Genomic DNA, 24,970 nt, shown 5'->3' with positions numbered 1-24,970 from the left:
CATTCAAAGTAGTTGAGGTAGTGAATTGTTAAGCGGTAACTGATAAGTAGTAAATTGTAAATAGTAAAATAGTAAATCAAATAGATGTTGGATAAAAGTGAAATGATTTTCGGTGTTCGTGCCGTGATAGAAGCCATTCAGGCAGGTAAAGAGATTGATAAAATTCTGGTAAAGAAAGACATTCAGAGTGATCTTTCCAAAGAATTGTTTGCTGCTTTGAAAGGGCTGATGATACCGGTTCAGCGTGTTCCGGTAGAACGTATTAACCGCATTACCCGGAAAAATCATCAGGGAGTGATTGCTTTCATTTCTTCTGTGACTTATCAGAAAACGGAAGATCTTGTTCCTTTCTTGTTCGAACAAGGGAAGAATCCGTTTTTTGTTATGCTGGACGGAGTGACCGATGTACGTAATTTCGGAGCCATTGCCCGTACCTGCGAATGTGCAGCTGTCGATGCAGTGATTATTCCTGTCCGCGGGAGTGCGTCTGTCAATGCTGATGCCGTGAAAACATCGGCAGGAGCGCTGCACACGCTGCCTGTGTGTCGTGAGCAGAACCTCCGTTCAACGCTGCAATATCTGAAAGACAGTGGTTTCCGTATTGTAGCTGCTACCGAGAAGGGAGATTACGACTATACAAAAGCCGATTATACAGGACCGCTGTGCATCATTATGGGAGCGGAGGATACGGGAGTTTCTTATGAAAACCTTGCGCTCTGCGACGAATGGGTGAAAATTCCGATGCTGGGCACCATCGAATCTCTGAATGTTTCCGTGGCTGCCGGTATCTTGGTTTACGAAGCTGTGAAACAAAGAAATAATGACTGATATGAAGAAGATTTTAATTCTACCTTTACTGCTTTTCTTCCTGATACAGGGAAGCATGGCGCAAACTCCCAAATGGGTAGAGAAGGCAAAACGGGCAGTCTTCTCTGTGGTGACTTATGACAAGAATGATAAAATGCTGAATACCGGAAACGGATTTTTTGTATCCGAAGATGGATTGGCTTTATCAGATTATACTCTTTTTAAAGGAGCCGAACGTGCAGTGGTTATCACTTCCGAAGGCAAGCAGATGCCGGTTAGCTTGATACTTGGAGCGAATGATATGTATGATGTCATTAAGTTCCGTGTGGCTATCACCGAGAAGAAAGTGCCTGCGCTCATTGTGGCTAAAATAGCTCCGGCAGTGGGAGCCGATGCGTGGATGCTTCCTTATTCTACACAGAAAAGTATCGCTTGCGTTACTGGTAAAGTGAAAGAAGTTTCCAAAGTAGCCGGAGAATATCATTACTATACATTGGGTATGCAGATGAAAGATAAGATGGTGAGCTGTCCGGTGATGAACGCTGAAGGTCAGGTATTTGGTATTGCGCAGAAATCATCCGGCATTGATACGGTGACCACTTGCTACGCGGCAGGAGCAGCTTTTGCCATGTCACAGAAAATCAGTGCTCTTTCTTTGGGAGACGCTGCTTTGAAAAAGATTGGCATCCGGAAAGGCCTGCCCGAAACGGAAGACCAAGCATTAGTGTACTTGTTTATGGCATCTTCGAGCCTGTCAGGCGACGATTACGAAAAGCTGTTGGATGATTTCATCCGTCAGTTCCCTGCCAATGCGGATGGTTATCTTCGTCGTGCCAATTATTATGCAGCTAAAGGTAAGGACGACCAGACTTGGTATGATAAAGCAGTTGCCGACTTTAATCAGGCTTTGAAAGTAGCCCAGAAAAAAGATGATGTATATTATAATATAGGTAAGCTGATGTATGCTTATCAATTGTCGAAGCCGGAAAAAACGTATAAAGACTGGACGTATGACACTGCTTTGCAGAATGTTCGTCAGGCAATCGCCATTGATCCGCTGCCTATTTATATTCAAATGGAAGGCGATATACTGTTTGCCCAGCAAGACTATGCCGGTGCTTTGGCAGCTTATGAAAAGGTAAATGCCAGTAACATTGCTTCTCCGGCCACTTTCTTTAGTGCTGCCAAGACGAAGGAACTGGCGAAAGGTGACCCGAAAGAAGTCGTAGCTTTAATGGATAGCTGTATTGCCCGTTGCCCGCAACCGATCACAGCAGATTTTGCTCCATATTTGTTGGAACGTGCGCAGATGAACATGAATGCCGGCCAGCCACGGAATGCGATGCTCGATTATGATGCTTATCATACAGCAGTCAAAGGAGAAGTGAACGACGTATTCTATTACTATCGCGAACAGGCCGCTTTGAAAGCACGCCAATTCCAACGCGCCTTGGATGATATAGTTAAAGCAATCGAAATGAATCCGACAGACCTGACCTATCAGGCGGAACATGCAGTGGTCAACCTGCGTGTAGGACGTTATGAAGAAGCTATTCAGATTTTGGATAATATACTGAAGGCTGATCCTAAATATGCCGAGGCTTACCGCTTACTGGGGCTTTGCCAGATACAGTTGAAGAAGACAGATGAAGCTTGTGGCAACTTTAAGAAAGCGAAAGAACTGGGTGATCCAAATGTAGATGAGCTGATTACCAAATACTGCAAGTAAGAGATTGCCTCTTCGAAAACAACATAAGTAAAAATGAATCCCTGCCAACTCGAAAATTGGCAGGGATTCCTCGTTTTGGGGGACGTTGTATAAAAAACTCTCTCTCTTTTTTTATTTTTCCCCACTTCACTTGTTAAGCTCAGGTTGTAGGTTTTAATGATATATGGTTTGATTTCCCTTTTTCCCCTCTTTTATAAGTTAAATGCACGCTTATTGAAAATACTGCATGGCTTCACTTATTTTTTTTAGAAATTATTCGATTTTCCATCTAAAACAGTGACTAAATTTAAAAATGTGATTCATTTTATCTATAATCTTACTATATTCCGCACGTTTTTTAATAACACTTATGAGATAAGTTATAATTTATGGAAAAAAATCGATTTACTATTTGTGCAAACAATTACATCGATTGTTTGCGACAAGAGGGTCGTTATTCTACGGCCCACGTGTATAAACACGCTATTCGTTCTTTTTCGCAGTTTTGTGGGACCCAATCCATTACGTTCAGTAGGATAAACCGCGAAACTCTAAAGAGGTATAGCAACTATCTGTTGGCTTCCCGTTTGAAGCCTAATACGATTTCTACGTATATGCGTATGCTTCGTAGTATCTACAATCGCGGAGTCGATACGCATCAGGCTCCTTATGTACATGGCTTGTTCCGGGATGTATTTACCGGGGTGGACACACGTCAGAAGAAAGCCATCCCGATCGGTGAACTTCACATATTACTAAACAAAGATCCTCAATCGGAAAAGCTTCGCCGGACACAGGCTATTGCCAATCTGTTATTTCAGTTTTGTGGAATGCCTTTTTCTGATTTGGCCCATTTGGAAAAGTCCAATTTGAAACAAGGTCTTTTAAAGTACAACCGTCTCAAGACTGGTACTCCTATGAGTATAGAAGTGTTGGAGTCAGCGCACAATGCAATCGGAGGATTATATAATAAAACCGATGCGCGGAGTCCCGATTATCCTGATTATCTTTTTCGGATATTAAGCGGAGCATATAAGAGAGAGGAAGAGGAAGCTTATCGTGAATATCAGTCAGCCTTGAGACGTTTCAATAATGATTTGAAAAGCCTGTCCAGAAAATTAAGGATATCTTCATCCGTCACGTCTTACACGCTTCGTCATTCTTGGGCTACGACTGCCAAGTACAGAGGTGTTCCTATCGAGATGATTAGCGAATCATTAGGGCACAAATCTATTAAAACAACACAGATATATTTAAAGGGTTTCGAATTGGAAGAAAGAACAAAGGTTAATAAATTGAATTATTCTTACGTATGTAGTTTTAAAATGTTCTGATTAATATTATTAAAGCATTATGGATTAGGGACTTAATGCTGGTGTTACTTCTTAGGTAACGGAAATATATTCGCTACAAAGATAGGTAAAAATATTAATAGCAAACAAGCAAAAAACTTCTTTTTTTCCTTTTTCTCTCAAATATGCAACATGAATCTATCTGAACATGAAAGATAACATCTTCATGCTCAAGGGATTTTTATTACCTAAATTCAAAAAAGTCTTATATTGAATGTTAGGTACCCGCTTTTATATTCCCTCATAATCGATTTTTTTCCTTTTTTCACTGCTATGTGTATCCTATATGTGTGTTATCCGTTACCTAAGAAGTAACGGAATCACATGGGGTAAAAAAATATGATTTTAACGAAACCAAAATCAGTAAATGCCGGGCCTATTAGTGGGACAGGGGAAGGCGTAGCACACTCAAAACGCTGGTATGTAGCACTCGTTCGAATGCATCACGAGAAGAAGGTATCCGAGCGTTTGTCTAAGATGGGAATTGATTCTTTTGTTCCCGTTCAGCAACAGATCCATCAATGGAGCGACCGTCGAAAGATGGTTGATACAGTCTTGCTTCCCATGATGGTTTTTGTTCATGTCAATCCAAAAGAGCGTATGGAAGTCCTAAGCTTCTCCACAGTTAGCCGTTATATGGTGATGCGTGGTGAAAGCACTCCTGCCGTTATTCCTGACGAGCAGATGGCGCGTTTCCGTTTCATGCTCGATTATTCCGATGAAGCAGTCTGTATGAATGATACTCCACTGGCGCGTGGTGAGAAAGTTCGTGTCATAAAAGGTCCTTTGAGCGGCCTTGTTGGCGAACTCGTGACTGTCGGGGGTAAGAGTAAGATTGCCGTTCGTTTAAATATGCTTGGCTGTGCTTGTGTAGATATGCCAATCGGTTATGTAGAACCTACAAAGATTAGTAATGACGACACAAAAAAACTTTAACATATTTCTATTCATTCTACTGTTAGGAGTTTTTTCTCCTTTGATGGCTCAAAATATGAGCGATTCTCAAGTGTTGGAGTATGTCAAAGAGGGGATTAGACAAGGGAAAGAACAAAAACAATTAGCCTCCGAACTTGCCCGTAAGGGCGTGACCAAAGAACAGGCTATGCGTGTGAAGCAGCTTTATGAGCAGCAGAACAACGTCAATGCTTCCAACGCTACCGGTACGGATGTCAATGAATCCCGTCTTCGTGAAGAAATGAAGGAGAACACCTCCGATATGCTGGAAGACCATCCGAGTACTCAAGATCTTGCACGTAGTAATCAGGTTTTCGGACGTAACATTTTTAATACCCGTAACCTGACTTTTGAACCCAGTGTCAACATCGCCACCCCTTTAAATTACCGTCTCGGTCCCGGTGATGAAGTGATTATCGATATCTGGGGAGCCAGCCAGAACACTATCCGCCAACAGATTTCTCCTGATGGCACGATTAACATTCAGAAAATAGGTCCCGTCAACCTGAACGGCCTGACTATTGCTGAAGCCAATGACTACCTCAAAAAAACATTAAACAAGATATATAATGGTCTTAATAATACGAATGATCCCACTTCTGATATCCGTCTGACTCTGGGCAGCATCCGTACTATTCAGATCAATGTGATGGGTGAAGTTGTCCAACCGGGCACTTACTCTCTTTCTTCCTTTTCTACTGTCTTCCATGCACTTTACCGTGCAGGAGGTGTGAGTGACATAGGAAGCCTTCGCAATGTTCAGCTGGTACGTAATGGCAAAAACATCGCCACGATTGACGTCTACCAATTTATCATGAAAGGCAACATTCAGGATGACATTCGTCTACAAGAAGGTGATGTTGTGATTGTTCCCGCCTATGACGTATTGGTTAAGATTGACGGAAAAGTGAAACGTCCGATGCGTTTCGAAATGAAGAAGGACGAAAATTTATCTACTCTAATCAGTTATGCCGGTGGGTTTGAGGCCGACGCCTACACCCGTTCCTTGCGTATCGTACGCCAAAACGGACAGGAGTATGAAGTAAACACAGTCAAGGACCTTGATTATAGTGTCTATAAAATGCGGAATGGTGATGTTGTGACTGCCGAGGCTATCCTTAACCGCTTCACTAATAAGCTTGAAATCCGTGGTGCCGTTTACCGTCCCGGTATCTACCAGCTAAACGGTAAACTGAATACCGTCCGCGAATTGGTGAACGAAGCCCAAGGACTGACGGGTGATGCTTTCTTGAATCGTGCTGTCCTTTATCGTCAACGTGAGGATCTTACTACTGAAGTTATCCCTGTTGACATTAAAGCCATCATGGATGGTACTTCTCAAAATATCATCCTGGCGAAAAACGACATTCTTTATATTCCCAGTATCCATGATTTGGAAGATAGGGGAGATGTTGTAATCCACGGCGAAGTGGCCAAACCTGATTCCTATCCTTATGCTGACAACATGACTCTTGAAGACTTGATCATTCAGGCCGGAGGCTTGCGTGAGGCCGCTTCTGTTGTTCGTGTGGATGTATCGCGTAGAATCAGGAATCCCCATAGTACAGTGGATAATGATACGATTGGTCGGACGTATACATTCTCCCTGAAAGAAGGTTTTGTCGTCGACGGCACACCGGGTTTCGTACTTCAACCTTATGATGAGGTTTATGTTCGTCGTAGTCCGGGTTATCAGGCTCAGCAGAATGTAGCCGTTGAAGGTGAAATCCTGTTCGGAGGGTCTTACGCCATGACCAGTCGTGAAGAACGTCTTTCAGATTTGATCAATAAAGCGGGAGGTGCTACGAATTATGCCTATTTACGTGGTGCAAAGTTAACCCGTGTAGCTAATGCAAGTGAAAAGAAACGTATGGTTGATGTAATCCGCCTAATGAGTAGACAGTTGGGAGAAGCTATGATTGACTCTTTAGGTATTCGTGTAGAAGATCATTTTACAGTCGGCATTGATTTGGAAAAAGCACTGGCCAATCCTGGCAGTACAGCGGATATTGTCTTGCGTGAGGGTGACGTGATTTCCATTCCGAAGAACAATAATACGGTCACGATCAATGGTGCTGTGATGGTTCCAAATACAGTTTCTTATATAAAGGGTGAGAATATAGATTATTACCTGAATCAGGCTGGTGGTTATTCTGAAAATGCAAAGAAGAGTAAGAAATTTATCGTATACATGAATGGCCAGGTAACTAAAGTGAAGGGTAGTGGTAAGAAACAGATTGAACCGGGTTGTGAGATAATTGTGCCTAGTAAAGCTAAGAAGAATACCAATATTGGTAACATTTTGGGTTATGCTACTTCTTTCAGTTCGTTGGGTATGATGATTGCCTCTATTGCTAATTTAATCAAGAAATAACGAATACCTTTATTTATGTCTACTTTGATGGAACAAACGTCTGAAAAGGAAACAAAACAGTTGCATAATAATCACAATGATGAGGAGATCGAAATTGATTTGATGGATCTTCTTCGTAAGGTAATAGGTATTCGTAAGAAGATCTATAAAGCTGCCGGTATTGGACTGATAATTGGTATTATTGTTGCGATAAGTATCCCTAAGCAGTACACGGTTGAAGTTACTCTTTCTCCGGAAATGGGTAATAACAAAGGTGGTGGTTTATCCGGTTTGGCTGCTTCTTTTTTAGGAAGTGGAGTTTCTATGGGAGATGGAACCGATGCCTTGAATGCTTCCTTATCTGCAGATATCGTCTCTTCTACTCCCTTCTTGTTGGAACTTTCTAATATGAAAGTACCTGTATCAGGGAGTGAGAAAATCTCTTTAAGTTCTTATTTAGATGAAGAATCTTCTCCCTGGTGGAGTTATGTAATCGGGTTTCCTGGTATGGTAATTGGCGGAGTAAAGTCTTTGTTTATCGAAGATGAGGATGAATCTATTTTTTTGGATAAAGCGAGTCAAGGTACCATTGAATTATCCAAAAAGGAATCTCAGAAGATTGAATCACTAAAGAAAAAGATTGTCGCTTCTGTGGATAAGAAAACTTCAATGACTTCCGTTACTGCAACTTTTCAGGATTCTAAAGTTGCTGCAGTCGTAGCCGATTCCGTGGTTAAGAAATTGCAGGAATACATCATAGATTATCGTACTTCCAAATCTAAAGAGGATTGTCTCTATCTGGAGAAATTGTTTAAAGAACGTCAACAAGAATATTATGTCGCTCAGAAGAAATACGCCGACTATATGGACTCCCATGACAATATCATTTTGCAGAGTGTTCGTACCGAACAGGAACGTTTGCAGAATGACATGAGTTTGGCTTACCAGGTATACAGTCAGGTTGCCAGTCAGCTTCAGGTTGCCAGAGCTAAAGTTCAGGAAGAAAAACCTGTTTTTGCTGTGGTAGAGCCTGCAGTTGTACCATTATATCCTTCGGGAACCAGTAGGAAGGTATATGTTTTAGTTTTTGTTTTCCTATCAGTTTGTATTGTTATATTCTGGAATTTATTCGGAAAAGATTTTCTGAATAAGTTCAAAGAAGTATGTGCCTAAAATCAATCTTTAATGTGATATGGTATCAACCACCAGTCAAATCAATAAATTTATAGAATTTATAGCAGTTCTGGGAGACCTGATCATTCTGAATCTGGTATTGTCCTTTCTCCTTTTCTTTTGGGAGGAAGCTTTTGTTTCTTTACCTTTCTCTTGTAGAGTTTCCTGGATGATGACTTCGTTAAGTCTCTGTTATCTGGCCTGTTCCGGTTCTCGTGGGAGAGTTTGGGATAGTCGGGGAATACGCCCCGACCAGCTAGTGTTGCGCGTGTTGAAGAATATTATAGCTTTTTCCATCTTTTGGGCATGTATCATGACTTTTAGTGGAATCTCTATCTATTCTCCTCTTTTCTTTGTCGCTTATTTCTCTTTCCTCTTTGTCATCTTAAGTATTTATCGCATTATTATCCGTCATTTCCTGATGGTCTATTGTGCTAAGGGCAAGCATAGACGTTATGCCGTTTTTATAGGTGGAGGCAATAATATGCAGGTATTGTATGAGGAGATGGAAAGTTCTCTGGCGTCTTCTCTATATGAGGTCGTGGGTTATTTTGATATTAAACCGAACGAAGCCCTTTCTTCGCAATGTTCTTATTTGGGTAATCCTGACGGTTTTTCAGATTTTATGTCCGCACACCCGGGAATCAAGCATGTTTTTTGTTCTCTGTCGATGGAGGAGGGACGTTATAATTTTTCTATCATGAATCATTGTGAAAACCATTTGCTTTATTTTCATGGTGTTCCTAATGTCTGTAAAGGTTTTCCTCGTCGTATCTGGCACAGTATGGTTGGCAATATGCCTATTTTGAATCTGCGTTATGAGCCTTTGGGTAAGATGGAGAATCGTATATTGAAGCGGATATTTGATATTGTTTTCTCCGGCCTTTTTCTAGTTACTATTTTTCCTTTTGTTTATCTCATAGTTGGAAGTATCATAAAGTTGACCTCTCCCGGTCCTGTGTTCTTTAAACAAATGCGTACGGGTTTGAATGGTGTGGATTTTGTGTGTTACAAATTCCGTTCTATGAAAGTGAATGATGAAGCCGATAGTAAACAGGCTACGGCTGATGATCCCCGAAAAACTCGTTTTGGGAACTTTCTTCGTCGTTCTAATATAGACGAACTTCCCCAGTTTATCAATGTCTTTAAGGGTGATATGTCGATAGTTGGTCCCCGTCCACACATGTTGGCTCATACGGAGACTTATGCCCGTTTGATTGATAAGTATATGGTGCGGCACTTTATAAAACCTGGAGTAACCGGTTGGGCTCAAACTCATGGCTTTCGTGGTGAAACGAGGGAACTTTCACAGATGGAGGAACGTGTAAAGGCTGATATTTGGTATATGGAACATTGGACAATGCTGCTTGATATCTATATCATTTATAAGACTGTGGCGAATGTAGTCTCGGGAGAAAAAAATGCGTACTGAAAAATAAAAAATAACTCTTAACTCCATACAGAGTGAATTAATGTCTACTACCCTTTGATTATGGTAAACGGATAGCTAAGAACAATTTTTTACTTTATACACGAATGCTGTTCATCATGACAGTACAACTTTATACCAGTCGGACTGCATTGGATGTACTGTAAGTATTCAATTGCTTATTTTGTATACTACCAGAAATATTGTAATGCTTCGATTATTCTGGTTGAGTTTGTGTAGACTATTCATTTTCAGAATATTTGCTTTTCCGTGCTGAAGTTTCTTGTCGAAAAGATAGAGGTTGGATATTAGCATTTAATGAGGATATCAGACTTTTGTATATTGATTATGTTACAGATATGTGTTTGGTAAGTATCATTTATTTCAATTGATTAAAAAAAGAATATCTTAATTTTCTATGAGGGTGGCACGCTCGCTTTTCTGTCTAAAAAAGCGTGCGTTATGATAAACACAAGATTATCCTTTATGGTATCAATTGATTTGAAATATTTGATTGCCCTTTTGGTATGTCTCTAGAGCGTATTATAATTGGTATGTGGATGAGGTGAAAAACGTGCTGTTAAATAATGATTAAGAAGTATAAAGATGGGAGTTATTGTTGTTTTTTCTATAATAGAACTCTTCTGGATTTAAAGTAACTGCTTGTATTATTTGAAATGTCAATAAAAAAATACTTAAAACGTGCTTTTGTTTTTTTATTACATGGTATACCTGAACGCCATGTAATAGCCAATATCACAAAACTTGCCCCAAATGAAATGCTGAAGGGGCGTACTGCATTGATCACGGGAGCTACTTCGGGTATTGGCTTTGAAATAGCCAAGTCTTATCTTGAAGCAGGAGCAAAAGTAATCATAACGGGGCGTGATAAAGATCGTATCCAACATGCCTGCTCACTGTTGAAAAGCATACATCAAAATTATATAGTTCACGGTATTCAAATGAATAATTGTGATGTACCTATTTTCAAAGAAAAATTAGAGGAAATGCTTCGTTGGAAAGATATTAATCAAATAGATATATTGGTAAATAACGCAGGAGTACTGGGCGGAGATATTAGAGATACCACAGAAACAGAATATGACAATATTGTCAATACCAATCTTAAGGGTGTATTCTTTTTATCTCAAATGATAGGACACTATTACAAGGAACAACACATTGAAGGAAATATTCTAAATATTGCATCTTCTTCAAGTCTACGTCCTGCGGCGTCTGCTTATACAATCACAAAATGGGGGATAAGGGGCCTGACATTAGGATTGGCGAAAATTTTAACTCCCTACGGTATTATTGTTAACGGTATTGCGCCTGGACCAACGGCAACCCGTATGATTTTTAAAGAAAGTAATACAGATATTGCATTCAAAAATCCAATAGGACGATGTGCCATGCCCGAAGAGATAGCTAATATGGCTGTTTTTTTGGTAAGCAATATGGGACGCAGTATCGTAGGAGATATTATTTATATGACAGGTGGTTCTGGACTGATAACGTTAGATGATGTAAACTATGAATTTTAAACTCATATACTTTTGGCGGTAATAGTTATATGAAACAGATGTCAATAAACCGGGAAAATAATAAAAGGATAGCGAAGAATACTCTCTTGCTCTATATACGGATGCTTTTTATAATGGTGGTTTCACTTTATACTAGTCGTATAGTATTAGCCACATTAGGTATCTCAGATTATGGAATCTATAATGTAGTAGGAGGAATTGTAATTATGCTCTCTTTTTTGAATGGGGCCATGTCTAGTGCGACTCAGCGATACTTGACTTTTGAGTTGGGGAAAGGTAATTTTTCAAGGTTTCAGTCTGTATTTAGCACTACAATACAAATACATGTACTATTGTCTTTATGTATTATTCTTTTGGCAGAAACAATAGGGCTATGGTTTCTGCTTAACAAAATGCAGATTCCTGTCAATCGGCTGACAGCATCAATATGGGTGTACCAGTGTAGTATTATTACTGCTGTCATCTCTATCATGTCTGTACCTTATAATGCGGCTGTCATTGCTCATGAAAGAATGTCTGCTTTCGCTTATATTTCGGTGCTGGAAGTTGCATTAAAACTAATAATTGTTATCCTTCTTCCGATGATAAATTGTGATAGATTAATAACGTATTCTCTACTAATTATGTTAGTTCAATTGCTGATACGTTTATGTTATAGTATTTATTGTAACCGACATATTAAAGAGGCGAAGTACAAACATCGGTATGAGAGGAATTTAATGAAAGAAATATTTAGTTTTGCGGGCTGGAGCTTTGTTGGGCACTTTGCTTCAGTAATGCATACTCAGGGTGTTAATGTTTTGTTGAATATGTTCTTTGGGCCAATAGTTAATGCGGCTCGTGGCATAGCGGTTCAGGTGCAAATGGCGGTATTTCAATTTTGCGGAAATTTTCAAACGGCTTTAAACCCACAGATTACAAAAACTTATGCACAGGGAGATCTTGAGTCAATGAACCGACTTATATACAGAAGTACACGGTTTTCTTTTTTTTTACTGTTTATGCTCACCTTTCCGGTAATTCTTGAAGCAGGAGAAGTTTTATCCATTTGGCTGAAAAATGTGCCCAACGATACGGTCGTTTTTTTGCGTATCATGTTGTGTACTTCATTGTTGTGGACTTTCTCCAATCCTATGTCGGCAGCTATACAAGCTACAGGAAAAGTTAAGAAACATAGCATGGTTTGCGGATGTATTCTTTTGGCAGTATTACCTTGTTCCTGGGGGGTGTTAAAAATGGGGTTTCCTGCATATAGTGTATTCGTAGTTCATTTTTTTCTTGAATTAATCTCACAAATAGTTCGTATGTATATGCTTTGTTCATTGGTGAAGTTTTCAATTAAAGAATTTCTTTGTGAAATATGTCCGAAGATTGTGAGCGTGGTGGGAGTATCTATCATTCTACCTTTGTTCTTTTTTGTGTACATGGAGCAAAGTATTATTCGGCTTGTTGTAGTAGTGTTTATTTCATTTATTTCTACAAGTATAGCTGTATATTGTTTAGGATTAACCTCCAACGAGAGGTATTTTATTAAGGAAAAGGTAATACTGCGTTTATATAAAAAGTAAAAGTTATATGTACTAATATAAAAATATGGAACAATTTTATACTGATGAACGTAACGTTCAAATCTTGATTGCTCTGCTTAAAAAACATGGTATTAAGCATATTGTAGCATCACCAGGTTCGACTAATGTTACATTTGTGGGGAGTGTTCAACAGGATTCTTTCTTTGAAATATATTCTTGTGTAGATGAACGATCGGCGGCTTATATGGCTTGCGGTTTGGCGGCAGAAATTATGCAACCTGTTGTGTTGAGTTGTACCGGTGCCACTGCATCACGTAATTATTTTCCTGCATTGACTGAAGCTTACTATAGAAAATTGCCTATTCTTGCTGTAACATCTACACAGGAAGAATCAAAGATAGGTCAACTCATTCCTCAGGTAATTGACCGTTCTATCCAACCTGCGGATACGGTAAAAATGAGCGTACATCTTCAGACTGTGAAAGATGATGATGACCAATGGAATGTGATGCTAAAGGCTAACATGGCAATTCTTGAGCTAAGCCATCGAGGATATGGTCCTGTTCATATCAATTTGACTACTCGGTATAGCAAAAAATTTGCGATAAAATCGCTACCTGAAGTTAATAAAATAAGTCGTGTAATGCCGTTTGATTCTTTCCCTGAATTATCGGTAAACGGTAAGATTGCACTCTATATTGGTACACATTTGCGTTGGACTGAAGCGGAAACAGAACTCATTGATAAATTTTGTGCTCTATATAATGCTGTGGTATTCAATGATCCAGCTTCTAATTTTCATGGTCATTACCGATTAGATTATGCTTTGAATGCTTCACAATCTTCATCTGACCCTAACCGTTCTCCAGATCTCCTTATTCATGTTGGAGAAATGAGTGACTTTTGCAGTATTATAGAAAATCCTAAACAAGTTTGGCGTATAAGCCCTGATGGAAAGATTCAAGATCGGTATCATGCTCTTTCGCATGTATTTGAAATGCCGGAATCCTACTTTTTTCAACATTATAATGCTTTAAGAGAAAACGGACCAGAAAGTGATAGTTATTTGCAATCCTGTCTTTCTGCTCAAAAACGCATATTAAGTAATCTACCGCAGTTGCCTTTTTCACACCTTTATGTTGCATCAAAGCTGTATGATAAACTTCCGAAGGGATGTACCTTACATCTAGGTATCTTAAGTCCGCTCCGTTCATGGGGCTATTTCCCATTGGATAAGTCTATTGAGGTCTATTGTAACGAAGGAGGATTTGGAATTGATGGGAATATGTCATCCTTGTTGGGTGCTTCTCTTGCATGCCCTGACAAATTATTCTTTGGAGTTGTTGGCGACCTGTCATTCTTTTATGATATGAACGTGTTAGGGAACAGGCATATACAATGTAATTTCCGTATTCTCCTGATTAATAATTCGCTTGGTGCTGAATTTCATTTATTCAAACAGCTTAATTCAGTGTATGTTAATAATATAGACTGGTATTTATCAGCAGGTAATCATTTCGGAAATCAATCACCAGTTTTGGTGAAACACTATGCGGAAAATTTAGGATATGAATACTTATCAGCCTCTTCTAAACAGGAATTTATTCAATGTTATGAGCGATTCATCACTCCGGAATTGACTGAAAAACCTATGATATTTGAGATATTTACTCAAGTTGATAATGAAAATGAGGCTTTAAAGCAAATCTGGAATATTGAAGTCCCCGGTGCTAAAACAATAATAAAGCAAAGCATAAAAAAAATCTTAGGTGACAAGGTGGTCAATCTAATAAAAGAAGTTATTAAGTAATTTTCTGATAAATAGTATGAAACAGAAACGATTTGTTGCTTATTTCAGTCATACGCAAATAATAGGGTTTACTAAAGATGGAGTATTACTTCCTCTTTATCTTGCTAAGTTATTGGATATGTCAGGTACTTTTTATTATGGTTATAATATAGGAGAATTACCTGTTCCTAATGAACATCGTGGTATGAAGTTCATACAATTACACTCAAAGGTTCCTACTGCATTCCAACAATTTTTCGATATGATACATCATATAGTCTTGCCTGCACGATCTATCGGCAGTATATTTCTGATACATAAAAGCCGCCAGGTTATGCTGATTACAATTCTTTATAAATTATTAAATCCTAAAGGAAAAGTAGTGGTTATGAGTGATTTGAATTCACAAGATGCTATTAATAGCAAAGAAAATGAATTTATTTATTCTCACCATTGGCTAAAAAAGAAGATTGATATTCTGTTCCGTAATCAGTTCTTCAAAAAATGTGATGTGTTTTCTGTAGCGAACCAATATGCTTATGAGACTTGTATCCCTTTATTTAAAAAGAATGGATGGAAATGTTTGGTACATTGTTATCCTGGAATAGATGATGAATTATTTCATAATCTTAGTCTAAAAGAGATTCCATATAATAAAAAGGAAAATATTATACTCTATGTGGGGAGAATAGGGAACTATGAAAAAAATACAGATATGATATTAGATGCGGCTAAAATTACAGACTTAAAAGATTGGAAAATAGTGTTGGTGGGTCCTATGACTGATAGCTTTATTACAAAAGGAACTTCAAAATATGCAGAATATGTAAAACAGTATTTCAAGGACAATCCCTCTTTAAAGGAGAAAGTCATCTTTATCGGTCCTGAATATGATCCCAAAAGATTGTTTGAATATTATGTGAAATCTAGAGTCTTTTTATTAACCTCACGTTCTGAAGGTTTTGCTAATGTATTAAGTCAAGCAGCTGCTTTGGGGTGCTATATTGTATCCACAGATGTAGGTGGTGCATCTATTGTTTCTAACAACTGGCAATTTGGCTGCAAACTGCCTCAAGAAGATGCGTTATATCTATCGAAAGTACTAACTGATATAATTGAGGAGAAACAAGATATTGATCCAGACAAAAGATTGTCATTTAACGAACTGTCTTATAGTAATATATTGAGCAAAAAAGTATTATCCAAAATGATGTAAGTAAGTCCTGAAATGAAAATTGTAATAATTAATCAACCATTGAATAACAGAGGGGATGAATCTGCTCACAAAGCTCTTGTCCGTTCTATTTGCAACTCAATACCAGATTGCAGAATAGAAGTACTTTTTGTACAAGCGAATAAAGATTCTATCAAACAGTTTAATGTCAATCTGTCTAATGTACAATATTTGAACTTAAGGGCTTTCAAAGGGTTTGGAAAATGCAGTTGTTGGGGAATGATTTATAAAGTAAAGTGGTTATGGAAGTTGCATCCAACAATCGTACATATTTTGCAAGTCTACAAAAAAGCAGATTTAATAATATGTGCTTCTGGTGGCATTTGTATGGGAGGCTTTCAGGATTGGAATCACCTTTTTTATCTTCAGTTGGCTAAATATGCTCGAAAACCTTTGGCTTATTATGGTAGATCGTTTGGTCCCTTCCCCATAACTACCAAATCTAATCGTGATTTCAAAAAATTAAGTTTGGAGATGTTGCATTATTTTTCGTTTCTGTCTATTCGTGACAGTAAAACAGAAAAATTAGCTCAAGAGTTGGGATTAGGTTATGTTTCTACGGTAGATTCTGCTTTCTTGGATGCTCCTAAAGTTATTCTTCCAAAAGAAATTCAACAAATTTTAGAAGGGAAAAAATATATAGTATTCGTTCCTAACTTATTAATTTGGCATTATGCTTATAAAGGAAGAATTTCAAAAGAAATGGTATTGTCTTTTTATTCACGGATGACGGATGTTATTGGAGCACATTATCCAGATCATGAAATTATTATGCTTCCTCAAACTTTCAATTACGGAAACTATGAGGGAGATGATATTCATTTGTTCAATGAGATAAAAGCCATGAAAAAAGACTATCCTATAACGGTTATCTCTGATCAGTATAGTAGTGATATCCAACAGACTATCATTCAAGGGGCGTCATGCTTGGTGGGTGCCCGTTATCACTCTGTAGTATTTGCCATAAATAATAATGTCCCATTTGTAGCACTCAGTTACGAACATAAAATATCCGGTTTGTTGGAAACTTTAGGAAAGACAGAATGTATGTTAGACATTACATTTGCATTGGATAGTGAGAAAAAAACAAATGAATTTTTAGTTCTCTTTAAAGAGAAACTGAACAATATAAAATCTGATTCAAAAGTGCAAGCATTAGCAAAAGCCATTTCAAATAAATGCTTCAGTTATTTTGTTAATCAACTTTGAAGAAGAAAGATAATCAAAATGAAATGTAGCTACAGACTATCGTGAATGTTATACAGGTAAAATATAAATGTATGATAACGAAGTTTTAATTTTTAATTTACTTAAGGTTAATGGTGAAATTTTCAATTGCTATTCCAGCTTACAAAGGAGTCTTCTTTAATGAGTGTTTAAATAGTTTGTTGCAACAAACTTATTCCGATTTTGAAATTATTATTGTGGATGACGCTTCGCCAGATAACTTGTTCCAAATAGTAGAAAACAATCAAGATATTCGTATTCAGTATTACAAAAATGAAACAAATATAGGGGCAGAAAATGTTGTCGATAACTGGAATCGCTGTCTGCAATATGCAAAAGGGGAGTACTTTCTTTTAATGGGTGATGATGATAAAGTATCACCATTATACTTAGAACAATTTGCTAAATATATAGAGAAATATCCACAGGTTAATGTGTTTCATTGCAGAACTGCAATTATTGACCAACAATCGAATATAATTGATTTATCAGAAGGATGGCCTGAATGGGAAAGTATGCTTGATAATATTTATCACCGCATGAAAGATAGAAGGATTCAATTTATTTCGGACTTTGTGTATCGAACAAGCTTCTTAAAAAATATGAATGGTTTTGTGAAATTTCCTCTTGCCTGGAATTCAGATGATGTAACTGCATTCGAAGCAGCAACTAACAATGGTATAGTACATATCAATGAAATTCTATTTTATTATAGAACCAATCCCTATAATATATCTACAACTGGTAATTGGATGTTGAAGGCAGAAGCTATGTTGCAAAAGGAAAAATGGATTGAAAATAGAATCAGCAAGATAGATAAGGCTAATAAACAAGAATGTATTATCTGTCAACTAATACAACAAAATTTACCTTCACAGATGCATTCTAAGCTTTTACAAGAACTATCTAATGGGGTAAAGGGACATAAAATCCACAATCTATTTTTTATACTTAAGAAATATAAGAAATATAGGCTCACTTTTATAGAATCAATTCATTTACTCCTTATTTGTATATTCAAATGATTCCTTATTGCATAATTTATATTCCTTTCATTTTATCATCAATTTTCGACTTTGATCGGACTAGTGAGAATACTAAAAGGAAAATAGTTTGGTTGTGGGTCTGTATATTAACTGTCTTTTGGGGAATACGATGGAATTGTGGGACTGATTGGGATAATTTTTATGATGTTTTCCAAGGATCTGATTTAAGTAATATATTCACTTTTACAAGAGGGATGGCTGAACCTATAGAGCCAGGCTATGTACTACTAAATGCGCTTGTAAAATCTGTAGGAGGCAATTATTCATGTTTCCTTTTTGTGTTTAGTTTTCTTATATTGTATTGTCTGGCACGTATTTCTTTTAAATTCACAAGTTATCCCTTGATTAGTTTTATATATCTAGTGATATCTTTGGGAGTTATTTTTCCCAGCAGGCAGGCTTTAGCAATGGGGATATCTTCTTATGCCATACCATTTCTCATTAAACGAAGGTTTATAAAATATTGTTTTCCTATTTTGATAGGAGCTACCATTCATATATCTGCTCTGTTGTTGTTACCATTCTATTTTATTAATCCTTCAAAAGTAGGAAAATGGCTAATTGGAGGACTTTATATTTTATCCTTTAGTCTCGGGAATTGGCTTCCGTCTATTATTGGGTCTGTTTTAAATTTAAATTTGTTGGGACCTCTTATTTCTATTAGATTGAATTCGTATTCTCAGACTGTATCATCAATTGATGAAGATTTTTCATCCAGAGGAACAATGAGTATCATGTTAAGCCTTATGTTTCTTTTATATTTTATGGTGAAAAAGTATTATAATGATAGGGGGAAATTATTGAGTTATTCATTTCATGGCTTTTTGGCAATGGAAATGATTAGGAATATTTTTATGCAGACAATGCGAGATCTTATGCGTTTAGAATTATTCTTTAGGCCATATACGGCTATTTTATATGCTGTTTCATTTGGGGAGCTAAAATATAGTAAATATAAGTATGTGTCCTATCTTGTATTTATTTTACTGATGTTTTACTATTTCTTTAAAATGCTAACAGGGGTATTTTCAACTGAATATTTGCCATATAAAACTATATTTTAATAGAAGTTATGAAGATAGCAATAATAGCTTATGGATTTTCAGGAAGTACATTACCTTTAGCAAAACATTTACGAAAACGTGGACATATCGTGACTTGCTTTTATTTGGTTGATCCGGGGACTTCTTCTCTCGAAGGTATTGATTTTGATTGTAGTTATTTAAGACCAGGGATACATACAGTTAAATCTTCTTTTGTAAATCAATATTTTGTTGATGATGAAATTCTGATATATACTGTTGTATTAGTGAGGAAACGACAGAATCTTGGAAATACTATTCTGAATAAAATCATCGGAAAAATAGATCATAATACTATATATGGTTTGTGTGATAGGATTAAAAAGGAGAAATATGATTTAATAAATTTAGTAGGACATACACATCCAATGGAACTTATAGGCAAATATCTGCTGGACCAAAAGTTGTTTTATTCATTACATGAAGTAATGAAAAACCATGCAGAGGCGAAAGCTGATGCTAATGTCGCGGCTTCATTTGCTTTGAAAAATGGCATACCTATTATTGTGCATTCATTGAAATCTTTTAATGATATATCTACTTTTAGTAGAAAGCTGGGTAATACTTCTTTTCTAAAACTTATTCGTTTTGGGATGTTTGAAACATTTCAGGAATATCGTCAAATGGGCTATAATCCGGAAATAAGTGATAATTTTCTTTTGTTTATAGGGTACATATTACCATATAAAGGTTTATCGATTTTATATGATGCTTGTGAATTGCTGGAAAAGGAAAGAATACTTAATTTTAAGATTGTTGTTGCTGGTAAAGGGTATGATCCAATATTACCTAAACTGAAAGCAAATAAACACTTTATATTAAAAAATAAATATATAACAAACCAAGAATTTGTTGATTTAATTTCATCTTGTAAGTCTGTCGTCTGTCCATATTTATCTGCTTCTCAGTCCGGTATACCACAAGTTGCATCTATATTTAGCAAACCTGTTATTGCTTCAAATGTAGGTGCTTTTCCTGAAGTGATTAGGACTGGAAAGAATGGAATATTGATAGAATCTGCAAATAAGGAAGAATTAGCTGCTGCCATTAATAAGATAATGTGTGATAATCAGTATTATGACAATCTTTCTCCACAATTGCTAGGAGCCGATGAATCCTTTTTATATGATTGGAATTTTATATGTAATCAATATGAAGATTTTTTTAACGAAATAGTAAATTAAATGAAGGTCTTATATTTCGGAGGGGGCTTAGGAAATCAAATTTTTGAATATACTTTTTATTTAGCTTTAAAAGATAGATTTCCTAAGGAGCGAATTTATGGTGTTTATCCTAATTTTAAATTTCGTGAACATATTGGTGGATTTGAGATAGAAGAAATATTCAATGTGAAATTTCCACCAACCTCTTTAAAAGCGAAATTTTTTATTGTCTTGGTATTTTTTTATAAAAAAATGTTCCCTAAAACACGTCTGTGTAGTTTGCATAGTACCAATGTGAATTGGGATGCAATAGTATTTAATGCGTTTAAATCAGATTTATCTTTTTATGAGAATCGTAATGATTGGATTAGTTTTAGACCAATAAATTTAAATGCAAAGAATCAAAATCTTATAAATCTAATGCTTTCGGTCCAGTCTATCGTTATCCATGTAAGAAGAGGTGATTTTTTGTCGTCTAAATATTGTGATATATTGGCTAACATTGCTACTCTTGGTTATTATCAAAAAGCAATTGAACTAATAAAGGGACGATTTTCAGCCTCTCATTTTTTTGTGTTTTCAGATGATATAGAATGGTGTAAATCTCATTTATCTATTCCAAACGATACAGTATATGTTGATTGGAATACAGGCAAGGATAGCTATATCGATTTGTATTTAATGACTCATGCGAAGGCCAATATAATAGCAAATAGTACTTTTAGTTATTGGGGTGCATATCTTAATAAAAATAACCCTATTGTGATTTATCCAAAGAAATGGATAAATGCAAATTATTATCCTAATATTTTTCCTGTTGATTGGATTGGTCTAACATCAGAATAATACTATGAACATTCTTTTTTTGATGAAGTACTATAGTCTTGGTGGAGTAGAGATGGTCACCAATGTTTTGGCTTCTAGATTTTTGGATAATGGCTGTAGGGTTTCCATTGTTAGCTTTATAGAACCCTCTAATGAGATTTTGTGTAGAAAAGACTCTAGGATAATTTATTACTTATTATCTGGATTCAATACGTCAAAAAAGAATATTGACCAATTGCGCAATATTCTTATTGAAGAAAAAATAGATATAGTAATAAATCAATGGGGGTTACCATATGTTCCGATCTATGTATTGAAGAAGGCATCAAAAGGCTTATCTTTAAAAATATTTTCAGTTCATCATAATTCTCCGAAAACGAATGGGCGCTTGAAAGATATAGAAATTGCTATGTCAGAAACAAATAATAAGTTCTGTGCCTTGATCTTATGTATGAAAAAGGTTCTGACTTATTATGTCACTAGCTATAGTATGTGGTATGTTTATCAAAAGAGTGATAAATACATATTGCTTTCAGATAGTTATATAAGAGAATTTCTTTCTTTTACTAGAGTTAAGAAAGCTACTAAACTAGTTGTAATAACAAATCCCATTACGATCCCATATATTGAAGAATATGAGAAAATTCTATCCTATAAAAGGAAAGAGATTATTTATGTCGGTCGTATTGATTATAATCAAAAAAGGGTATATCGAGTTATTGAAGTATGGAAACTTTTGGAAAAAAAATATCCTGATTGGAAATTAATTATTATAGGGGATGGTGAGGAAAAAAGCAAACTTGAAGAACAAAGTTTTCAATTAGGATTGAAACGTATTGTTTTTGAAGGATTTAAAAATCCATTGGAGTATTATAAGTACGCTTCGTTATTGATTCTTACTTCTGAATATGAGGGATTTCCACTTGTCATTCCAGAGGGTATGGCTTGGGGGGTAGTTCCCTGTGTCTATGGTAGTTATTCAGCTGTATATGATATTGTAAAAGATGATGTGAATGGAATAATAATCGAGCCGCAGAAAGATGAATTTGATGCAGAAAATATGGCGGAAAGAATGAGTCTGTTAATGTGTGACAATGTTCGGTTAAAATTAATGGCTAAAGCGGCAAAGCAAATGAGTAATCAGTATTCTTTAGATGTAGTTTCTGATAGTTGGTATAAATTGTTTGTCTAATAATGTAATTGTGTCATATATGAAAAAAGTAATGTTAGTCTTCGGGACGCGTCCCGAAGCTATAAAAATGGCTCCTTTAGTTAAGGAGTTTCAACTGCTTTCTGATGAATTTGAAACTATAGTATGTGTAACGGGGCAACATCGCGAAATGTTGGACCAGGTTCTTCAAATATTTGATATCCAGTCGGATTATGATTTGAATATTATGAAGCAAGGGCAGGACTTATATGATGTGACAGCTCGTGTTTTGACAGGTATGCGTGATGTACTTAAGGCCGTTCAGCCAGATTTGGTATTGGTACACGGTGACACCACAACTTCCACAGCTGCTGCATTGGCTGCTTTTTATCAACAGATCCCGGTAGGACATGTAGAGGCTGGGTTGCGTACTCATAATATTTACAGTCCATGGCCGGAAGAAATGAATCGGTTGATTACTGGACGTATTGCTAGTTGTCATTTTGCTCCGACGTCATTGAGCAAACAGAATTTATTAAATGAAGGTGTGTCGGAAGAAAAAATAGCAATTACGGGTAATACTGTAATCGATGCACTTCATATAGTGGTGGATAAGATAAAAAATGATGATGAGTTGGAGGCTGCTTTAAAAAATGCTTTAAGGAGGAACGGTTATAATATGGATCGTTTAATCAACGGTAAGAAGTTGGTTCTTATAACAGGACATCGGCGTGAAAATTTTGGTGATGGATTTCTTTCAATGTGCCAGGCTGTAAAAGCATTAACGATGAAGTATCCTGATGTAGATTTTGTCTACCCAATGCACTTGAATCCTAATGTTCGTAAACCAATTCATGAGGTTTTTGGTGAAAATCTGACTGACTTGGGAAATATGTTCTTTATAGAACCTTTGGAGTATCTTTTATTTGTCTATTTGATGGAGAATTCCACTATTATTCTTACCGATAGCGGGGGCATTCAAGAAGAAGCTCCTGGTTTGGGAAAACCTGTTTTGGTTATGCGTGATACAACGGAACGTCCGGAAGCATTGGAGGCGGGAACTGTAAAATTAGTAGGAACTAATTATGATAAGATAGTGGCAGAAGTTTCTGAATTGCTTGATAACAAAACTCATTATGAGCAAATGAGTAAGGCAGTTAATCCTTATGGCGATGGTAAAGCTTGTGAGCGCATTGTGGATTTTCTTAGAAAACAAATGAAATGAAAGTTGTTCCAGTAAAAATTAGAAATGTAAACGTATATCCATTTCAGGATATGGAGGAATTGATAGATTATACGGTCGATAAAAAGAAGCTGTTATTGTCATTGAATGCTGAAATTATAATGAGGGCGGAAGGAGAAGTGGCAGATATAATCAATTCCAATGTTGGGTATGCAGATGGTTATGGAGCTGTAAAAGCTATGTACCGTAAAGGTGAGAAGGAGTTAAAACGTATTCCTGGGTGTGAGTTATGGTTGGAACTAGTAAAAAGGTATCACTCTTTGAAAACATTTTATTTAATTGGAAGTACGGAGGATACTATTTGTGCCACAGTTAAGAAATTGAAAGAACTTTATCCGGATATTAATATTGTAGGATATCGTAATGGCTTTATCAAGGAAACTTCAGAAAAAGAGGCTTTATTGGTCGATGTGAAGGAAAAGAAGCCGGATTTTGTTTTCGTGGCAATGGGATTCCCAATACAAGAATTGTTGATGTATGAATTATATAGAATTCATACTGCTACTTATTTGAATTTGGGAGGTAGTTTTGATGTTTTTACTAACAAAGTAAGTCGTGCTCCAAGATGGATTCAAAATATAGGGATGGAGTGGTTCTATCGTTTCATTACTCATCCGAGTCGATATAAACGTCAAGTTGTATATTGGCAGTTTTTGTGCGCTTATTATGGGGGGCGTCTATAATAGAGGAAATAAATAAACTGCTAAGAGTTGAAGCGTTGGATTATATAATTAATATTCATGAAAATAATTGTGGTATAAAATAAATGTTGAAAATGTTGAGATGTAATAAACACGTGAGTGTTTCGTATGTGAGATGAAAAAAATGTAGGTCCCTAGCTTCATGCTGTAAAAAGCATGATTCTCCTACATTGTGGATTAGAAATAGCGCGACGGCGCATTTCTAATCTACGCCCTGACATCGGAGGTTAAAGCCGATGTGAATTTCCCACTATATCAACTGTCTGTGAAGATCGTTGATATTTCTTTTTATTCCCATTATACCGGATAATAGCCTCTTCTTTCTTTGTTTATATGTTCTAATTTTTGTAACTTTATAGCATATAAAACAGTAATAAAGAAACGATGGAACATTCAGAATTTGTAGTGAAATGTTATAATAAACAAGAGTTGGCGCAGATGTATTTTCCTGATTTGACGATTCGTGCTTCGGTCAATAAACTCCGAAGGTGGATGAGGAGATGCAAGCCATTGATGAATGAGATACTGTCTACCGACTTTCATCCGAAGACAAAGGCATTTTCTGTGAGAGAGGTACGGCTTATTACCTATTATTTAGGAAAGCCGGGAGAGCTATAAATGCTGTAATAATTGAATCTCTAAATGATATAAACATAAAAAA

General features: G+C 36.5%; 20 protein-coding genes. All 20 read left to right on the top strand.

All coding sequences use genetic code 11. From position 1 onward, the window contains the following. Positions 1-84: 84 nt before the first annotated feature. On the top strand, positions 85-828 hold the full coding sequence (gene rlmB, locus INE92_RS09620; RefSeq protein WP_004316861.1) for a 23S rRNA (guanosine(2251)-2'-O)-methyltransferase RlmB: 744 nt from the start codon (positions 85-87) through the stop codon (positions 826-828). Between the two features lies 1 nt (position 829). Next, positions 830-2,536 (top strand): serine protease, encoded by a 1,707-nt coding sequence (locus INE92_RS09615; RefSeq protein ID WP_195435910.1) that lies wholly within the window; start codon positions 830-832, stop codon positions 2,534-2,536. A 368-nt stretch (positions 2,537-2,904) separates the two neighbouring features. After that, positions 2,905-3,849, top strand: a complete 945-nt coding sequence (locus INE92_RS09610) for a tyrosine-type recombinase/integrase (RefSeq protein WP_087323186.1) — start codon at positions 2,905-2,907, stop codon at positions 3,847-3,849. Positions 3,850-4,206: 357 nt separating this feature from the next. Then, a complete protein-coding gene (locus INE92_RS09605) occupies positions 4,207-4,803 on the top strand; it encodes a UpxY family transcription antiterminator (protein WP_128858912.1) in 597 nt (198 codons plus the stop codon). Continuing rightward, positions 4,781-7,195, top strand: coding sequence for an SLBB domain-containing protein (locus INE92_RS09600; protein ID WP_203462532.1), 2,415 nt, complete (start codon positions 4,781-4,783; stop codon positions 7,193-7,195). The genes INE92_RS09605 and INE92_RS09600 overlap by 23 nt, the downstream gene beginning before the upstream one ends. 15 nt (positions 7,196-7,210) lie before the next feature. Beyond that, positions 7,211-8,347 (top strand): chain-length determining protein, encoded by a 1,137-nt coding sequence (locus INE92_RS09595; protein ID WP_117684788.1) that lies wholly within the window; start codon positions 7,211-7,213, stop codon positions 8,345-8,347. A gap of 19 nt (positions 8,348-8,366) precedes the next feature. After that, positions 8,367-9,779: an undecaprenyl-phosphate glucose phosphotransferase gene (locus INE92_RS09590; RefSeq protein ID WP_195504238.1), complete on the top strand. Its 1,413-nt coding sequence runs from the start codon at positions 8,367-8,369 to the stop codon at positions 9,777-9,779. A gap of 674 nt (positions 9,780-10,453) precedes the next feature. After that, positions 10,454-11,320 (top strand): SDR family NAD(P)-dependent oxidoreductase, encoded by an 867-nt coding sequence (locus INE92_RS09585; protein WP_117684786.1) that lies wholly within the window; start codon positions 10,454-10,456, stop codon positions 11,318-11,320. 29 nt (positions 11,321-11,349) lie between these two features. Continuing rightward, on the top strand, positions 11,350-12,888 hold the full coding sequence (locus tag INE92_RS09580) for an MATE family efflux transporter (protein WP_015532876.1): 1,539 nt from the start codon (positions 11,350-11,352) through the stop codon (positions 12,886-12,888). Between the two features lie 25 nt (positions 12,889-12,913). Further along, positions 12,914-14,659 carry a thiamine pyrophosphate-binding protein gene (locus INE92_RS09575; RefSeq protein WP_015532875.1) on the top strand — a complete coding sequence of 582 codons (1,746 nt, stop codon included), beginning with the start codon at positions 12,914-12,916 and terminating at the stop codon, positions 14,657-14,659. Positions 14,660-14,675: 16 nt separating this feature from the next. Then, positions 14,676-15,854 carry a glycosyltransferase family 4 protein gene (locus tag INE92_RS09570; RefSeq protein WP_015532874.1) on the top strand — a complete coding sequence of 393 codons (1,179 nt, stop codon included), beginning with the start codon at positions 14,676-14,678 and terminating at the stop codon, positions 15,852-15,854. A gap of 12 nt (positions 15,855-15,866) precedes the next feature. Further along, a complete protein-coding gene (locus INE92_RS09565; RefSeq protein ID WP_195436653.1) occupies positions 15,867-17,081 on the top strand; it encodes a polysaccharide pyruvyl transferase family protein in 1,215 nt (404 codons plus the stop codon). 110 nt (positions 17,082-17,191) lie between these two features. After that, positions 17,192-18,124 (top strand): glycosyltransferase family 2 protein, encoded by a 933-nt coding sequence (locus tag INE92_RS09560; protein WP_015532872.1) that lies wholly within the window; start codon positions 17,192-17,194, stop codon positions 18,122-18,124. Then, a complete protein-coding gene (locus tag INE92_RS09555; protein WP_015532871.1) occupies positions 18,121-19,209 on the top strand; it encodes an EpsG family protein in 1,089 nt (362 codons plus the stop codon). The genes INE92_RS09560 and INE92_RS09555 overlap by 4 nt, the downstream gene beginning before the upstream one ends. 8 nt (positions 19,210-19,217) lie before the next feature. Then, positions 19,218-20,411, top strand: coding sequence for a glycosyltransferase family 4 protein (locus tag INE92_RS09550; RefSeq protein ID WP_015532870.1), 1,194 nt, complete (start codon positions 19,218-19,220; stop codon positions 20,409-20,411). Continuing rightward, complete coding sequence (locus INE92_RS09545; protein WP_015532869.1) at positions 20,412-21,236, top strand: alpha-1,2-fucosyltransferase; 825 nt, start codon at positions 20,412-20,414, stop codon at positions 21,234-21,236. Positions 21,237-21,258: 22 nt separating this feature from the next. Continuing rightward, entirely contained in the window at positions 21,259-22,407 is a 1,149-nt protein-coding gene (locus INE92_RS09540; protein WP_229097052.1) for a glycosyltransferase, read from the top strand. 19 nt (positions 22,408-22,426) lie between these two features. Then, positions 22,427-23,590 (top strand): non-hydrolyzing UDP-N-acetylglucosamine 2-epimerase, encoded by a 1,164-nt coding sequence (gene wecB / locus INE92_RS09535; protein ID WP_015532866.1) that lies wholly within the window; start codon positions 22,427-22,429, stop codon positions 23,588-23,590. Continuing rightward, on the top strand, positions 23,587-24,291 hold the full coding sequence (locus INE92_RS09530; protein ID WP_055236187.1) for a WecB/TagA/CpsF family glycosyltransferase: 705 nt from the start codon (positions 23,587-23,589) through the stop codon (positions 24,289-24,291). Before wecB ends, INE92_RS09530 begins: the two co-directional genes overlap by 4 nt. A 402-nt stretch (positions 24,292-24,693) precedes the next feature. Continuing rightward, positions 24,694-24,927: a DUF4248 domain-containing protein gene (locus tag INE92_RS09525; RefSeq protein WP_008025410.1), complete on the top strand. Its 234-nt coding sequence runs from the start codon at positions 24,694-24,696 to the stop codon at positions 24,925-24,927. Positions 24,928-24,970 lie beyond the last annotated feature (43 nt).

It is taken from the genome of Bacteroides xylanisolvens, from assembly GCF_018289135.1.
In the GTDB taxonomy this organism is placed as follows: domain Bacteria; phylum Bacteroidota; class Bacteroidia; order Bacteroidales; family Bacteroidaceae; genus Bacteroides; species Bacteroides xylanisolvens.
The sequence above is the reverse complement of the archived record's forward strand: the minus strand, read 5'-3'. Positions and strand labels throughout refer to the sequence as shown.

Coding starts and splice junctions, on each gene's coding strand:
- rlmB (WP_004316861.1), top strand. CDS start 85: ATGTTGGATAAAAGTGAAATGATTTTCGGTGTTCGTGCCGTGATAGAA.
- INE92_RS09615 (WP_195435910.1), top strand. CDS start 830: ATGAAGAAGATTTTAATTCTACCTTTACTGCTTTTCTTCCTGATACAG.
- INE92_RS09610 (WP_087323186.1), top strand. CDS start 2,905: ATGGAAAAAAATCGATTTACTATTTGTGCAAACAATTACATCGATTGT.
- INE92_RS09605 (WP_128858912.1), top strand. CDS start 4,207: ATGATTTTAACGAAACCAAAATCAGTAAATGCCGGGCCTATTAGTGGG.
- INE92_RS09600 (WP_203462532.1), top strand. CDS start 4,781: ATGACGACACAAAAAAACTTTAACATATTTCTATTCATTCTACTGTTA.
- INE92_RS09595 (WP_117684788.1), top strand. CDS start 7,211: ATGTCTACTTTGATGGAACAAACGTCTGAAAAGGAAACAAAACAGTTG.
- INE92_RS09590 (WP_195504238.1), top strand. CDS start 8,367: ATGGTATCAACCACCAGTCAAATCAATAAATTTATAGAATTTATAGCA.
- INE92_RS09585 (WP_117684786.1), top strand. CDS start 10,454: ATGTCAATAAAAAAATACTTAAAACGTGCTTTTGTTTTTTTATTACAT.
- INE92_RS09580 (WP_015532876.1), top strand. CDS start 11,350: ATGAAACAGATGTCAATAAACCGGGAAAATAATAAAAGGATAGCGAAG.
- INE92_RS09575 (WP_015532875.1), top strand. CDS start 12,914: ATGGAACAATTTTATACTGATGAACGTAACGTTCAAATCTTGATTGCT.
- INE92_RS09570 (WP_015532874.1), top strand. CDS start 14,676: ATGAAACAGAAACGATTTGTTGCTTATTTCAGTCATACGCAAATAATA.
- INE92_RS09565 (WP_195436653.1), top strand. CDS start 15,867: ATGAAAATTGTAATAATTAATCAACCATTGAATAACAGAGGGGATGAA.
- INE92_RS09560 (WP_015532872.1), top strand. CDS start 17,192: ATGGTGAAATTTTCAATTGCTATTCCAGCTTACAAAGGAGTCTTCTTT.
- INE92_RS09555 (WP_015532871.1), top strand. CDS start 18,121: ATGATTCCTTATTGCATAATTTATATTCCTTTCATTTTATCATCAATT.
- INE92_RS09550 (WP_015532870.1), top strand. CDS start 19,218: ATGAAGATAGCAATAATAGCTTATGGATTTTCAGGAAGTACATTACCT.
- INE92_RS09545 (WP_015532869.1), top strand. CDS start 20,412: ATGAAGGTCTTATATTTCGGAGGGGGCTTAGGAAATCAAATTTTTGAA.
- INE92_RS09540 (WP_229097052.1), top strand. CDS start 21,259: ATGAAGTACTATAGTCTTGGTGGAGTAGAGATGGTCACCAATGTTTTG.
- wecB (WP_015532866.1), top strand. CDS start 22,427: ATGAAAAAAGTAATGTTAGTCTTCGGGACGCGTCCCGAAGCTATAAAA.
- INE92_RS09530 (WP_055236187.1), top strand. CDS start 23,587: ATGAAAGTTGTTCCAGTAAAAATTAGAAATGTAAACGTATATCCATTT.
- INE92_RS09525 (WP_008025410.1), top strand. CDS start 24,694: ATGGAACATTCAGAATTTGTAGTGAAATGTTATAATAAACAAGAGTTG.